Here is a 14,070-nt window from a genome sequence, read left to right as displayed (position 1 = left end):
TTGAACCGAATAGATATGATTGAGAGCTCCACTTGGGTTATTGATTACGTTGGTATTCGCGCAGTTAAAACACGACGTAGATGACGAACTCGGCGTTCAACTTTGACAGCATCAGGCACACTGACATGGTTTGAACGACCTTCTTTATCTAAGCCAATATCTTTTAACAAGTGCTCATTTGTCCAAGGGATTTGATGAGCATTACGGCGGACCATACGTTGCCATTGCTTTTCTTCACGTTTGAGATCGGCTTTTAAAAGCACAGTGGCCAGTTTCAAATAGATAGAGTGACGCATAATTTTTCTCCAAATAGCGATAAATAATCGACAGGGAAAAATAGTGGACTAATTAAACAGAAAGACTCTGTTGAGACTAAGCCGCTACTTTTCCGCAGCCTAGTAATAAGAGGTAGGTTACGGATTAATTTAATCTAATGAGCCAGTAGTATCTTGTTTGATCGCTTCAAAGGTTGAGCGAACATCAGACATACGATCAGCGCAAGCAGTGGTGTTAACAACGTAATGTTTCATCTTGCGCCTCCTAGCTAAAAATTAATCCGTGATTGATGTGGTATAACTCATTGAGTTACGGTTGAATTGTAAGCAACAGAGGATATTTATCAAACCATTTTTGTGTTTTTGCTTAAAAACAAACCATTAGCCTAAAATAAGGTTGCATATGGTTTTTTGAATAACATATTCAACTAAGGAATATATAAAAACTCGAGTTTTATAAATATTTAGAATTTGCGCACAAAAAAAAAGGAGCGTCATTGCGCTCCTTTTATCTTGCTGTCAGATAGAGGGTTTATACCGTCTGCTCTGTAATCAAGTTGTGTTTGTTCAGTAATCGATACATGGTCGCACGTGACACACCAAGCTCTTTTGCGGCATTCGATACTTGACCAGAATGCGACTCTAATACCACCAGCAACGCATCTCGTTCACTCTTCTCACGAATCGATTTCAAGCTGCGCTTTGAGTCATTGCGTTGAGGTAGGTCTAGGTGATGCTCTTCAATCATGACGCTGTCAGACATCAGTACAGCGCGTTTCACTTGGTTCATCAACTCACGGACATTACCTGGCCAGAAATAACGTGTCAGAGCCTTCAAAGCATCTTCAGAAAAGCTCTTCGCCTGTGAGTTGTACTCTTTAGAGAACTCCTGCAGGTAGAAACGCGCCAACAAAGCGATGTCACTTGCGCGCTCTTTCAAGCTTGGTACGTTGATACGCAGTACATTAATGTAGTGGTAAAGCTCTTCATTGAAGTCTCCGTCAATGAGTGCTTTCTCTACATCAGACGAGTTAGCGGCAAGAACCCGTACATTGACGTTCTTCGCGCCATCACGTGTTTCAATCGTCCCTTCTTGCAGGAAGCGTAGCAGGTTCATCTGTTGCTCTTTTGAGATGGTTAGAATGTCATTGAATAAAACGGTGCCGCCATCAGCTTGCTCTAGCAGGCTTGGTCCCATCTCTTCTTCCGCCTCAATCCCAAATACTTCAGCTTGGAAACGTTGCTCGTTAAGTGCACGACAGTTAATCGATAGGAACGGCTTATGTGAACGTGACGACACTTTGTGAATTGCACGAGCGACAGCCTCTTTACCCGTGCCGCTTTCACCGTAAATAAGAATACTCACGTCTGTTGGACCGATACGCTTAACTTGGTCACGCAGGCGCTTCATTGGAATTGACTCACCAATCAACCCCATATCTAAACTGTTACCAAAACTTGGCCAAACTTTCTTTTCAAGCTTAAGCATACCCAATTGGTGACCAATCGTGCTCAATAGCTGCGCATCTGGGATTGGTGCAGTAAAGAAGTCGATACAGAAGTTCACGATGAACTGGCAGATGGTGTCAGTACCAAGTTGAGATTCGCGGATGAACGCCAACCAACGAACGTGTTTATGAGAACTCACTAAGTTCGCTAAACCATTAAGACTGAACTCATCATGGCTGAGGTCAACTATACCGATGCATGGTCCAATATCTTCTAACAATGTGTTGGCTTTACGTAAGTCACCCACTTGATGACACTTCCATCCCACTTGTTCTAGTACTGATAACCAAGGTTCATAAGTACCGCCAACTACGACTAGCGATCCCGGAATGGAATCCATCTTAAACTGCCCAGCCATTCTCTAACCCTTATTGATTGTTGATTGAAATTTCGCGCCACAAACCCAACTTTGCGAACGGGTAACATTATCGAGACTACGCCTGACGAAGTCTGTCTCAATATTAAGACTATGCAACAGATTGAGATTTCGCGAATACTTATTTACTACTCCTATCCGACCTCAAATGCAAATAGTTGAATTTGTTCAAATTAAAGATACAAAAAAACCACCCGAAGGTGGTTTTTTATGGCTCAGCGAGGAGATTACGCTTGTGGGCGCATCGCTGGGAATAGGATCACGTCACGGATTGTGTGCGTGTTAGTCAATAGCATAACTAGACGGTCGATACCGATACCTTGACCTGCTGTTGGTGGTAGGCCGTGCTCTAGAGCAGTAATGTAGTCTGCATCGTAGAACATTGCTTCATCATCACCAGATTCTTTCGCTTCAACCTGTGCTTTAAAGCGCGCATCTTGGTCTTCTGCATCGTTAAGCTCTGAGAAGCCGTTCGCAACTTCACGGCCACCGATGAAGAATTCAAAGCGGTCTGTGAAGAATGGGTTGTCATCGCTACGACGAGCCAGTGGAGAGATATCTGCTGGGTAACCAGTGATGAACGTTGGCTGCATTAGCTTAGGTTCTGCAGTTTCGCCGAAGATCTCTTCTAGAAGCTGACCACATGTCCAGAAAGATTCCACTTCAACGTGAACAGATTTCGCGATAGAAACCATTAGGTCACGGTTTTGAATGTCTTCTTCTGTTAGTGCTTGGATTTGCGTGTGGTCTGGGTTGTAGTGCTTGATTGCTTCGAACATGCTCATGCGAGTGTAAGTGCCACCGAACTCTACTGTATCTTCACCGTAAGGCATTGATGTTGAACCTAGAACTTCTAGTGCGATAGAGCTTAGTAGTTCTTCAGTTAGGTCCATCAGATCTTTGTAGTCTGCGTACGCCATGTAGAATTCCATCATTGTGAATTCTGGGTTGTGACGTGGAGAAAGACCTTCGTTACGGAAGTTACGGTTGATTTCAAATACGCGATCGAAACCACCAACGACTAGACGCTTCAGGTATAGCTCTGGCGCAATACGTAGGTACATTGGCATATCTAGTGCGTTGTGGTGCGTGATGAATGGACGCGCACTCGCACCGCCAGGGATAACGTGCATCATTGGCGTTTCAACTTCCATGAACTGTTTAGAGATCATGAAGTTACGGATTGCAGACATTACTTTAGAACGTACTACGAACGCTTGACGAGAATCTTCGTTAACGATTAGGTCAACGTAACGTTGACGGTAACGCATCTCTTGGTCAGTTAGACCGTGGAACTTCTCTGGAAGTGGACGTAGTGCTTTGGTTAGCAACTCGTATTCTTCCATGTTCACGTATAGGTCGCCTTTACCAGACTTGTGAAGTGCACCTTTCACACCGATGATGTCACCGATATCTAGGCCTTGGTATTGGTCTTTCAGTACTTTTTGTACTGCTTTGTCAGCGTAAGCTTGGATACGGCCAGAAGTCTCTTGGATTACCAAGAATGGACCACGTTTAGCCATGATACGGCCAGCGATTGCTACTACGTGGTTAAGCTCTTCTAGCTCTTCCTTCGTCTTTTCACCGAACTCTTTCTGAAGGTCGCCCGCTAGTGCGTCACGACGGAAGTCGTTTGGATGGCCGTTCGCTTTGCAGCTCTTTCGGATTGCATCCAGTTTAGCGCGGCGTTCAGCAATTAGCTTGTTCTCTTCTTGTGCAGAGGCTTCTTGTACAGTTTCGTTTTGAACAGCATCAGTCATTTTCGATGTATCCTGTTTTTTGTCGGTGAAAAGCTTTATAGACCTGATTTCAGGCTAGCTTCAATAAATTTGTCCAGATCGCCATCAAGAACCGCTTGAGTATTGCGGTTTTCAACGCCCGTACGGAGGTCTTTAATGCGTGAGTCATCCAATACGTAAGAACGGATCTGGCTACCCCAGCCAATGTCAGACTTAGCGTCTTCATTAGCTTGTTTTTCCGCGTTTTGCTTTTGCAATTCAAGCTCAAATAGCTTCGCTCGAAGCTGTTTCATTGCCTGATCTTTGTTCTTATGTTGAGAACGGTCATTCTGACATTGCACAACGGTGTTCGTTGGAACGTGTGTAATACGTACCGCAGATTCAGTCGTGTTGACGTGCTGACCACCTGCACCTGACGCTCGGTAAACATCGATACGTAGGTCAGAAGGGTTAATGTCGATAGCAATGTTTTCATCAATCTCAGGGTAGATGAACGCAGAAGCAAATGACGTATGACGACGGCCGCCTGAATCGAATGGCGATTTACGTACTAGGCGGTGAACACCTGTTTCCGTACGTAGCCAACCGTAAGCGTACTCACCAGAAATCTTAACTGTCGCGCCTTTAAGGCCAGCGACTTCACCTTCAGATACTTCGATAACCTCTGCCTTGAAGCCTTTTGCTTCAGCCCAACGCAGGTACATACGTAGCATCATGTTGGTCCAGTCTTGTGCCTCGGTACCACCTGAGCCTGCTTGCAAGTCAATGTAGCAATCAGAGCTGTCGTGGTCGCCAGAGAACATACGACGGAATTCAAGCTGTTCTAGCTTCTGTTCCAACTCAGCAAGTTCTGCTTCGATTTCGTCAAACGTTTCTTGATCTTCTTCTTCAACCGCAAGCTCTAGAAGACCATCAACGTCTTCTACACCTTGTTCTAGTTGAACGATAGTTTCAACAACCGCTTCTAGAGATGCACGTTCTTTACCTAGTGCTTGCGCACGCTCTGGCTCGTTCCATACATCTGGTTGTTCAAGTTCTGCGTTGACTTCTTCTAGACGCTCTTTCTTTGCGTCATAGTCAAAGATACCCCCTCAGGACATTCGTGCGCTCAGACACGTCCTGAAGACGGTTTTTAATTGGATTGATTTCAAACATGTTTGCTCAACATTTTAGAATAGAATTTAACCGAGAAATTCTACTCAAAAATGTGACGGAGATACAGGAAAATTTCGGCTGGGAAATCAGATTGCAATTAGAGAGAGCACGGTCATAAAATTTTTGCCCCACTTAAAGGCAACCGTACTCTATATAAAGTGTAAAACCTGACTTTACTTGGCTTCGATGTAGTCAATCATCAATTGCAATGATTGATTACCACGAAACTCATTCACATCCAACTTATACGCGAGACGTACCGTTTTGACCGAGGCATCTGGCCAACGACGCAAATCAACATTGAAGGCAATGCCATCGATCATCACATTCGTTGGGTGACCTTTATGCAGTGGCTCTAACATTAGCTTAAGGTGTTTTTCTCCCACCAGCTTTTGATGTAATACTTTAAACTCGCCATCAAAGATAGGTTCTGGGAAAGCCTGACCAAATGGACCACCTGAGCGCAGTTGCTCCGCAATGTGCATAGAAAATTCTTCTGGCTTGAGCTCACCATCAGACATGATCACGCCTTTTAGCGCCGCTTCATCAAGTTCTTTTTTCACAACATCATCGAATAGACGACAAAAACGCTCAAAGTCTTGCTCTTTGATGGTTAAACCTGCCGCCATCGCGTGACCACCAAATTTGATGATCAAACCTGGGTTTTGCGTATCGATAAGGTCCAACGCATCACGCATGTGTAAGCCAGGAATCGAACGACAAGAACCTTTGATCGTCCCTTCTCCGCCATCAGCAAAAGCAATAACAGGACGGTGGAACTTCTCTTTAATACGTGAAGCCAGAATACCAATCACACCTTGGTGCCAATCACGTTGGAAAAGTGCCAAGCCGTATGGAAGTTCACTGTTTTCACCAAACTGAAGACGCTCACAGAAAGCCATCGCTTCTTGTTTCATGCCCTCTTCAATCTCTTTACGAGTTTGGTTCAGTCCGTCCAATTCACTTGCCATGCGGCGCGCAGCGTGGATGTTATTGCTCATCAGTAGTTCAACACCGAATGACATGTCATCAAGACGGCCGGCGGCGTTAATACGTGGCCCCAAAGCGAAACCAAAATCAGACGCAACCAAACGACGCGCATCGCGCTTCGCCACTTCGATCAACGCTTGAATACCAGGACGTGCTTTACCTGCACGGATACGCTGCAAGCCTTGGTGTACAAGAATGCGGTTGTTCTCGTCGAGTGGTACAACGTCAGCGACGGTGCCAAGCGCAACAAGGTCAATCAGCTCCATAAGCTTTGGTTCTTGCATACCTTGTAGTGCAAACCAATTCTGTTTACGCATGTACACGCAAAGTGCCATCATCAGATAGAAAGCAACACCAACCCCTGCTAACGCTTTCGATGGAAAAGCACAGCTGTCGAGGTTCGGGTTAACCATTGCATCGACATTCGGTAGCACTTGCCCCGGTAAGTGGTGATCGGTGACCAGTACCGTTATGCCATTTTCTTTGGCGTAGCGAACACCTTCAATCGACGACACACCATTGTCGACCGTCATGATCATTTCAGCGCCGAGTTCTAAGGCTTGGTCCACGACTTCAGGGCTCAGGCCATAACCATCTTCAAAGCGGTTCGGCACTAAGTAGTCGACGTTGTTGCTACCAAGCATACGCAATGCGAGTACCGACAGAGCCGAGCTAGTAGCGCCATCAGCGTCAAAGTCACCTACGACAATAATGCGTTTTTTCTCTTCGATCGCTTGGAATAAAAGCTCGACCGCTTTATCGATACCGCCAAGTTGTTGGTAAGAATGTAAACCACGAGCAGATGTCTCTAACTGCGCCACATCCGTGATACCACGGTTAATGTAGATACGTTTGAGAATCGCAGGAATAGAATCAGGAAGAAGAGAAAGGTCCGGTTCGGGACGTCGTTGAATTTCTATCATGTTTGAAAAGAGCCAGCGAATACCGCTGACTCTGCTCCTTAAAGGATTATTGTTGCTCTAAACGTTTTAGCAGTTCTGCTGGTGGTAAGTAACCACCAACTAGCTCACCGTTTGGTAGGAAAATAGCTGGCGTACCAGAAATACCAAGCTCACGACCTAGATCGTAATGCGCTTTAATCGTTTCTTTACATTGCTTAAGATCTTTCGCTGGGTTACCAAATGAACGATCAACTTTTGCGTTGTGCATTGCTGCTTTAGGATCTTCAGCACACCAAACGGTTGCCATTTGCTCAGCGACAGGACCTGCTGCACCTTGGCGAGGGTAAGCCATGTAACGCACGGTAATACCCAGATCGTTGTAACCTTGCATTTGACTGTGCAGACGCACGCAGTAACCACAAGTGATGTCAGTAAAGACCGTCACTACGTACTTTTCATTGTCCGCTTTGTACTCGATCACGCTATCTGAAAACTTGGCAATTTTCTCTGCGTTTAGAGGTGCTTGACGCTCAGCAATTACGTCTTTGTAACCACCGTTATCATCGATGGCGTAAAGCGTACCGGCAATAAAGTGATTACCATCGTTTGATGCGAACAGCACACCACCATTAGTTTGAATTTCTAATAATCCAGCAACGTCTGATGGTTTGATATCAAGAATAGATACGCCCAATTTAGAGAACTTCGCTTTTAGCGCTGCCTCATCAAAGTTCTGTTTTGCCGCTGGTGCGACTTGTTGTGCAGGAGTTTCCGTTTTTGCCTGACTTTCTTCAGCACCACAAGCGGTAACGAAAAACGGTAAAGTCAGCAGAGTTAGTCGGCGTAATACGCTCATTAAATTCACCTTAAAATAAAATCCTTTCATCCAATGAGACAATGGATGAAACAAACCATCATTATGCTCTTGGGTGGTGTTGACTGTGGATCTGTTTCAATCGCTCAGTCGCCACGTGAGTATAAATTTGCGTGGTCGATAAGTCACTATGCCCCAACAGCATCTGTACGACCCTGAGATCTGCGCCATAGTTCAATAAATGCGTTGCAAATGCATGACGTAAAACGTGTGGCGACAATTGGTCAGTATCAATACCCGCAATCACAGCATAGTACTTGATACGATGCCAGAAGGTTTGACGGGTCATTTGTCTGGCACGTTTACTTGGGAATACCACATCTGACGTAGTCTCTCCCAATAGAGCAGACCGACCTTGCTGGATAAAAGTTTCAATCCAATCGACGGCGTTCTCCCCCATAGGTACAAGACGTTCTTTACCACCTTTACCCGTCACACGCACTACTCCTTGGCGCAAACTGACGTTTTCCATTGTCAGACTGACCAACTCTGTCACACGCAACCCCGTCGCATAGAGCAGCTCTAGCATGGCTTTATCACGCAGTTCTACTGGGTCATTCGGGTCTGGCGCTTCAAGCAAAGCATCCACTTGTTCTTCACTGATGTCTTTTGGTAGGCGTTGAGGCAGCTTTGGACTCACCAGTAACGCACTTGGATCATCCGCGCGTACTTTTTCACGATGAATGTATTGAAATAAACGACGAATCGCCGACAACATACGCGCGCGGGACGTTTGCTTGTAATCCAAATCAACAAGGTAACTCTGGTACTCTTGCAAACCTGACAAGCTGATAAAATCGAGGCGGTAGCGATGTTGCTCCATCCACACGAGCAGCTTCATTAAGTCATTTCGGTAAGAAGCTAGTGTGTTCTCTGATAAACCACGCTCCATCCACATTGCATCTAAGAATTGTTCAACAAGACCAAAATCTTGTTGATTGACAGGCTGTTGTGCCGTCATGAACGCGTCCTTATCTGTTTATATTTACAGTATTGAGAGTAAGGCAACAGCCAAGCCAATACCATAAAAAAATCATCTCCCTCGGGATATTCGCTGCAATCTTCTTCAATTTATGGTTAGAATCTGCCACAACAGCAACACAAAAAACGACGAATATAATGAAAATCGGACTCTTTTACGGCTCAACAACCTGCTACACCGAAATGGCAGCAGAGAAAATTCGCAACATCATTGGCGCAGACCTTGTCGATATTCACAACGTGAAAGAGACACCGTTGTCACTGATGGCAGACTACGATTTATTGCTGATTGGTATCTCTACTTGGGACTTCGGTGAAATCCAAGAAGATTGGAGTGCTATTTGGGAAGATATTGCAACCACACCTCTAAAAGACAAAGTAGTTGCACTGTTTGGCTTGGGTGACCAAGAAGGCTACGGCGAATGGTACCTTGATGCGATGGGCCTACTTCATGACGAGCTCAAAGCAACGGGGACGCAGTTTATCGGTTACTGGCCAAATGAAGGTTATGAGTTCGAGGCATCAAAAGCTTTAACGGAAGATGGTAGTCAATTTGTTGGCTTGGCATTAGATGAAGATTCCCAGTACGAATTGAGTGACGAACGCATCGAGAAATGGTGTGAGCAAGTGTTGGTTGAGTTTCACGACACGCTATAAGTCCGCATAAACCCTGATAAAACGACAGACAAATAAAAAGCCCGGTGAATCACTTCACCGGGCTTTTTTAATCTTGCGAGTCAGCAGTTATGCCGCTTCTTCTGTCAACTCAGGTTGAGAAGATTTAGCTACAAAGAACATGCAAACAATTGCCGCAAACGTTGGTAGAACCCAACCCATGCCCACTTCGAACAGTGGTAGCATGTTGAATGCTGAAACGTCTAGACCTGCTACTTTCGCTGCATCAATCAATGCAAACAATAATGATACTAGCAACACAGAGCGGTATGCCACACGCGGGTTTGGTAGCTTGCTACGTACAAACGTTAGCGCAACCAATGCGACTGCTACTGGGTACAGCGCAAACAATACAGGAACTGACAACGAAATCAGCTGTGATAGACCTACGTTCGCAATCAGTGCACAAGCGGCACCGTTAATGATAACCCATTGCTTGTAAGTCAGTTTCGTCTTAGAGCTGAAGAAGTCTGAACATGCAGAGATAAGGCCGATCGCCGTCGTCAAACACGCCAATAATACAATGATTGAAAGAACAATCTGACCGTAAGGACCAAATAGTGCCTGAACGTATTGGCTTAGTACTGCACCACCGTTGTCTGCACCAGCTGCGATAGTTGCACTCGTCGCACCTAGGTAGAACAATGAGATGTAAACGAACGCCAGACCTGCTGCTGCAATACAACCTGCGCAGATTAGGTATTTTGTCGTTGCTGCACGCTCAGTGATGCCTTTGCTACGAAGTGCATCTACCATTAGCATACCGAACATCAACGATGCGAACGTATCCATGGTGTTGTAGCCTTCAAGGAAACCTTTGGTCAGCGGCTGAGTTAGGTACTCACCGTGTGCACCCATCATCTCGCCTTGCGGGTCAACGAATACCGCAATTGCTAGAACGATAAGGCCAAGGAAAAGTACAGGCGTTAACACTTTACCGATCAAGTCAATCAGACGACCTTGGAACCAAGCAAATAGCATCGCTACTGCAAAGAACAGGATAGAGAATGACGTAAGGTGTGCTTGTGTCGCGCCAACGAAGAAAGGCTTGATTGCCATTTCGTAAGCCACGAGACCAGTACGCGGCGCTGCAAATGCAGGACCGATAATGATGAAGATAAGCGCAGCCATAAGTACTGCTGCTTTCTTAGGAAGGTCTTGCGTTAGATGATCCCAAGAACCACCTGCAACAGCAATAGCAACGATAGTAATAAGAGGTAGACCTACCGCTGTTAGCAAGAAACCGAACATTGCTGGCATCAGATGATCACCCGCTAGCTGACCCGCTAGTGGTGGGAAAATGATGTTGCCGGCACCCAAAAAGAACGCAAATAGCATAAAGCCTACTGCGATAATATCTGTTAGTTTTAACGTCTGCTTCACAGATAACCCTTTTTCTGAATTGATGAATGTTGTGTATGCATCGACCACTTTTTGTATACCCAAGGTTAATGAGTACCTGTGGTTCAATCTATAAATTTCCGCCGCATAATGACGAAGTAACCATCATTTGGCAACCTTTAAGAAAAAAACACCATATTAATTTAGTTCACCAACTCAAAAGCAGTGGATATCACTACACTGATATTTATGACCAGTTCTTTATCTCGATCAAAAAGCAATACAAATTAATAACCAACAAGATAACAAACTATACAATTCAGAAACAATAGAGCATTTAACTCTATTATTGAGTAAATATAAAACAATCATGAAGAGCGATACATTCAAGACTAAAGGCTTCAAGTTTAAGCAATTTTCCATCGATGGTGGTGAAAGTGGCATGCCTGTCAGTACCGATGGCGTGATGCTGGGCGCTTGGGCAAATTGCTCACCACAGAGTAAAATTTTGGACATTGGCACTGGCACTGGGTTGCTGGCATTAATGTGCGCACAACGCTTTTCAGGCGCGATGATCACCGCGGTGGACATCGAATCAACCGCAGTAGAAGCCGCCCAGACCAACTTTACGCATTCACCTTGGGCTGACCGATTAACCGTTTTGCACACCGATGTATTAACGTTTGAACCAACGCAACGTTTTCAACACATCATTTGTAATCCGCCCTACTTCAATAATGGTGAGCAATCAAAGCAGGCTCAGCGCGCCACCGCCCGACATACCGACACATTGCAACATCGCGCGTTATTAGCGTGTTGCTATGACTTACTTGAAGAAGACGGCAAAGCCAGTTTTGTTCTGCCAATCACCGAAGGTGAGCAGTTTATTGTCATGGCGAAAACACAAAGCTGGTATGTATCACGTCTATGCTACGTGCAACCATCACAGAAAAAAGCGGTACATCGTGTACTATTTGAGTTATCGAAAAAGGTCTGCGACACCGAAGAATCACAATTGACCATCCACTCAAATCAGGGTTATGACGAAGAATTTATCCGTCTAACTCACGAGTTTTATCTTAAGATGTGAAATAACATGTGATCCTTGTCACCAATCACTTTATAATGTGCGACCTTTTTATATTCTATGCTGCTGCGGCGAACCATTAACCAAGCTTTGCTTGTGGAGAACTCATTGTGATCAGAACCTTTGCTGAACTTGATCTAGACCCAAACCTACTTGAAGCCATCGAAGAGATGGGCTACGAACGCCCAACTAAAATTCAGGCTGAGGCGATTCCACAAGCGTTGGATGGTCGTGACATTCTAGCGTCAGCACCAACTGGCACAGGTAAAACGGCAGCATTCGTACTGCCTGCGTTGCAATACCTGCAAGACTTCCCTCGTCGCAAGCCTGGACCTGCTCGTATCCTGATCCTGACGCCAACACGTGAACTTGCTATGCAAATTGCAGATCAAGCGCGTGCGCTTGCAAAGAACACAAAATTGAATATCTTCACCATCACTGGTGGTGTTCAGTACCAAGAGCACGCCGATATTCTTGCAACAACGCAAGACATCGTCGTAGCTACACCGGGTCGTCTACGTGAGTACATTGATGCAGAGCGCTTTGACTGTCGTGCCATTGAATGGTTAGTGCTGGATGAAGCAGACCGCATGCTAGACATGGGCTTCGCACCAACGGTAGACCGTCTATCAAACGAATGTCGCTGGCGTAAGCAAACCCTTCTGTTCTCCGCAACACTAGAAGGTAAAGGCGTAGAAGGCTTCACAGCAGACCTACTTAACGAGCCAGCAGAGATCGATGCAAAATCACCATTGCGTGAGCGCAAAAAAATTGCTCAGTGGTATCACCGTGCCGACACAGCAGAACATAAGCTAGAACTGTTAAAACACATCATCACAGAGCAAGCAGAACGCACAATTGTGTTCTTGAAGACTCGTGAGCGTCTAGCTGAGTTGCGTGGCCAATTAGAAAGTGCGCAGATTCCTTGTTCATGGATCCAAGGTGAAATGCCGCAAGATCGTCGTAACAATGCCATTGCACGCTTTCGTGAAGGTGCTGTGAACGTACTACTTGCCACTGACGTTGCTGCTCGTGGTATCGACCTTCCAGACGTATCACACGTTGTCAACTACGACATGCCTCGCACAGCTGACGTATACCTTCACCGTATTGGCCGTACCGCGCGTGCAGGTAAAAAAGGTAACGCTATCTCTATCGTAGAAGCGCACGACCAGCCAATGATGGATCGTGTTGCACGTTACGTAAAAGAAGACATCAAAGAGCGTTTCATCAAAGAGATGCGCCCTAAACACAAAAAACCAGTGTTTAAGAAGAAAAAGAAAAAAGACGACAAGAAGAAAGTAGCGAAAAAGAAAACCGCTAAGAAGAAGTAATCACGTCTGATTGATTCCAAATCTAAAAGAGCCGCAATCGCGGCTCTTTTTGTTTTTCATCTATAATTGATGAGCTGGAAGAGTTTTATCTTCATAGGCATCAGCGAAGCCATGGTTGCGATCACGGTGCCCCGCTTCATCTTCTCGAATACGCAAAATCACGTCTCTTAGCATCGCATCAGCAGGCAGCTTGTAGTAGTCAATCGCCAGAGTCGGAGCTGGTACATTCTCCACTTCCCCGCTATCAATTTTCTCTAGGTACTCAGTGTAGCTATTACACGCTTCTTCTTCGAAGTAACCCACAACACGGTGAGCAATTTTAGAAGAAAGCAGATAGATGAAACTGTACACAACAATGAAAACACCTTGTCCCAGCAACACCAATAAACGCTCAACCAAACTTGGTTTGGCAATGTCGAGGAAAATCATTAGGTGCATGCGCTCGTTTTCGGCCTCATCAAGGAGTTCTCGGATCCATCCTTCATCGTCTTTCATTCGACGCAGCGCTTTAAGGTGATTGAACATCCCAGCCACCATACCTGGCACAGCGGCGATTGTTTCGAGAATCACAGCGCGCTTCGCGTATTTCTTGCCATAAAAGATGTTCAGAGTGAATTTCAGCAACTTGGTAATACGTAGTGCAATGTACTCCGATAACTTAGAGGCTTTTTTGTGTGTGAGCTTGAAGTCTGACATAGGAGAACTCCTTTATTTTAAAGTTGCATTTAAAATACAACTTTAAACCTTCGCACTCAACTATTTTTTAATGAATAAAATTTTCATGTAATAAAGTCCGATTTAGATCAGGTTTTGTCTAGTCCTAAAATAGGTT

General features: G+C 45.2%; 12 protein-coding genes. 3 read left to right on the top strand and 9 right to left on the bottom strand.

Features of this window, described 5'->3' with window-relative positions:
* Positions 1-44: 44 nt before the first annotated feature.
* From BCT11_RS07410 to xerD, 7 genes are all read right to left on the bottom strand, one after another.
* Positions 45-296: a hypothetical protein gene (locus tag BCT11_RS07410; protein WP_038866374.1), complete on the bottom strand. Its 252-nt coding sequence runs from the start codon at positions 294-296 to the stop codon at positions 45-47.
* Positions 297-807: 511 nt separating this feature from the next.
* Positions 808-2,142: a cyclic-di-GMP-binding transcriptional regulator VpsR gene (gene vpsR, locus BCT11_RS07405; RefSeq protein ID WP_038866373.1), complete on the bottom strand. Its 1,335-nt coding sequence runs from the start codon at positions 2,140-2,142 to the stop codon at positions 808-810.
* 245 nt (positions 2,143-2,387) lie between these two features.
* Positions 2,388-3,920, bottom strand: a complete 1,533-nt coding sequence (gene lysS / locus BCT11_RS07400; RefSeq protein WP_102387797.1) for a lysine--tRNA ligase — start codon at positions 3,918-3,920, stop codon at positions 2,388-2,390.
* Between the two features lie 35 nt (positions 3,921-3,955).
* Positions 3,956-5,054 (bottom strand): peptide chain release factor 2 gene (gene prfB, locus BCT11_RS07395; protein WP_102387796.1). Its coding sequence is split into 2 segments (ribosomal slippage): positions 3,956-4,978 and positions 4,980-5,054, totalling 1,098 coding nucleotides; the frame shifts between segments, so codons are not numbered across the junction.
* A gap of 173 nt (positions 5,055-5,227) precedes the next feature.
* Positions 5,228-6,967 carry a single-stranded-DNA-specific exonuclease RecJ gene (recJ, locus tag BCT11_RS07390; protein ID WP_039977397.1) on the bottom strand — a complete coding sequence of 580 codons (1,740 nt, stop codon included), beginning with the start codon at positions 6,965-6,967 and terminating at the stop codon, positions 5,228-5,230.
* Positions 6,968-7,013: 46 nt separating this feature from the next.
* Complete coding sequence (gene dsbC, locus BCT11_RS07385; RefSeq protein WP_102387795.1) at positions 7,014-7,802, bottom strand: bifunctional protein-disulfide isomerase/oxidoreductase DsbC; 789 nt, start codon at positions 7,800-7,802, stop codon at positions 7,014-7,016.
* Positions 7,803-7,863: 61 nt separating this feature from the next.
* Positions 7,864-8,781: a site-specific tyrosine recombinase XerD gene (gene xerD / locus BCT11_RS07380; RefSeq protein WP_038876233.1), complete on the bottom strand. Its 918-nt coding sequence runs from the start codon at positions 8,779-8,781 to the stop codon at positions 7,864-7,866.
* Between the two features lie 158 nt (positions 8,782-8,939).
* Between xerD and fldB the strand changes: the two genes are divergently transcribed.
* A complete protein-coding gene (gene fldB / locus BCT11_RS07375) occupies positions 8,940-9,458 on the top strand; it encodes a flavodoxin FldB (RefSeq protein ID WP_039977400.1) in 519 nt (172 codons plus the stop codon).
* Positions 9,459-9,545: 87 nt separating this feature from the next.
* Here fldB and brnQ read toward each other — a convergent pair whose 3' ends face one another.
* Positions 9,546-10,859, bottom strand: coding sequence for a branched-chain amino acid transport system II carrier protein (brnQ, locus tag BCT11_RS07370; RefSeq protein WP_102387805.1), 1,314 nt, complete (start codon positions 10,857-10,859; stop codon positions 9,546-9,548).
* Positions 10,860-11,187: 328 nt separating this feature from the next.
* On the opposite strand from brnQ, the gene BCT11_RS07365 reads away from it, so the two are divergent.
* Positions 11,188-11,907, top strand: coding sequence for a tRNA1(Val) (adenine(37)-N6)-methyltransferase (locus BCT11_RS07365; RefSeq protein WP_042605381.1), 720 nt, complete (start codon positions 11,188-11,190; stop codon positions 11,905-11,907).
* 107 nt (positions 11,908-12,014) lie between these two features.
* Entirely contained in the window at positions 12,015-13,238 is a 1,224-nt protein-coding gene (gene srmB / locus BCT11_RS07360; protein WP_039977403.1) for an ATP-dependent RNA helicase SrmB, read from the top strand.
* A gap of 60 nt (positions 13,239-13,298) precedes the next feature.
* Here srmB and BCT11_RS07355 read toward each other — a convergent pair whose 3' ends face one another.
* Positions 13,299-13,934 (bottom strand): alternative oxidase, encoded by a 636-nt coding sequence (locus BCT11_RS07355; RefSeq protein ID WP_005434918.1) that lies wholly within the window; start codon positions 13,932-13,934, stop codon positions 13,299-13,301.
* Between the last annotated feature and the right edge of the window lie 136 nt (positions 13,935-14,070).

The organism is Vibrio sp. 10N.222.52.B12 (assembly GCF_002875385.1).
In the GTDB taxonomy this organism is placed as follows: Bacteria; Pseudomonadota; Gammaproteobacteria; order Enterobacterales; family Vibrionaceae; genus Vibrio; species Vibrio jasicida.
The sequence above is the reverse complement of the archived record's forward strand: the minus strand, read 5'-3'. Positions and strand labels throughout refer to the sequence as shown.

Coding starts and splice junctions, on each gene's coding strand:
- BCT11_RS07355 (WP_005434918.1), bottom strand. CDS start 13,934: ATGTCAGACTTCAAGCTCACACACAAAAAAGCCTCTAAGTTATCGGAG.
- xerD (WP_038876233.1), bottom strand. CDS start 8,781: ATGACGGCACAACAGCCTGTCAATCAACAAGATTTTGGTCTTGTTGAA.
- vpsR (WP_038866373.1), bottom strand. CDS start 2,142: ATGGCTGGGCAGTTTAAGATGGATTCCATTCCGGGATCGCTAGTCGTA.
- BCT11_RS07410 (WP_038866374.1), bottom strand. CDS start 296: ATGCGTCACTCTATCTATTTGAAACTGGCCACTGTGCTTTTAAAAGCC.
- BCT11_RS07365 (WP_042605381.1), top strand. CDS start 11,188: ATGAAGAGCGATACATTCAAGACTAAAGGCTTCAAGTTTAAGCAATTT.
- recJ (WP_039977397.1), bottom strand. CDS start 6,967: ATGATAGAAATTCAACGACGTCCCGAACCGGACCTTTCTCTTCTTCCT.
- lysS (WP_102387797.1), bottom strand. CDS start 3,920: ATGACTGATGCTGTTCAAAACGAAACTGTACAAGAAGCCTCTGCACAA.
- dsbC (WP_102387795.1), bottom strand. CDS start 7,802: ATGAGCGTATTACGCCGACTAACTCTGCTGACTTTACCGTTTTTCGTT.
- fldB (WP_039977400.1), top strand. CDS start 8,940: ATGAAAATCGGACTCTTTTACGGCTCAACAACCTGCTACACCGAAATG.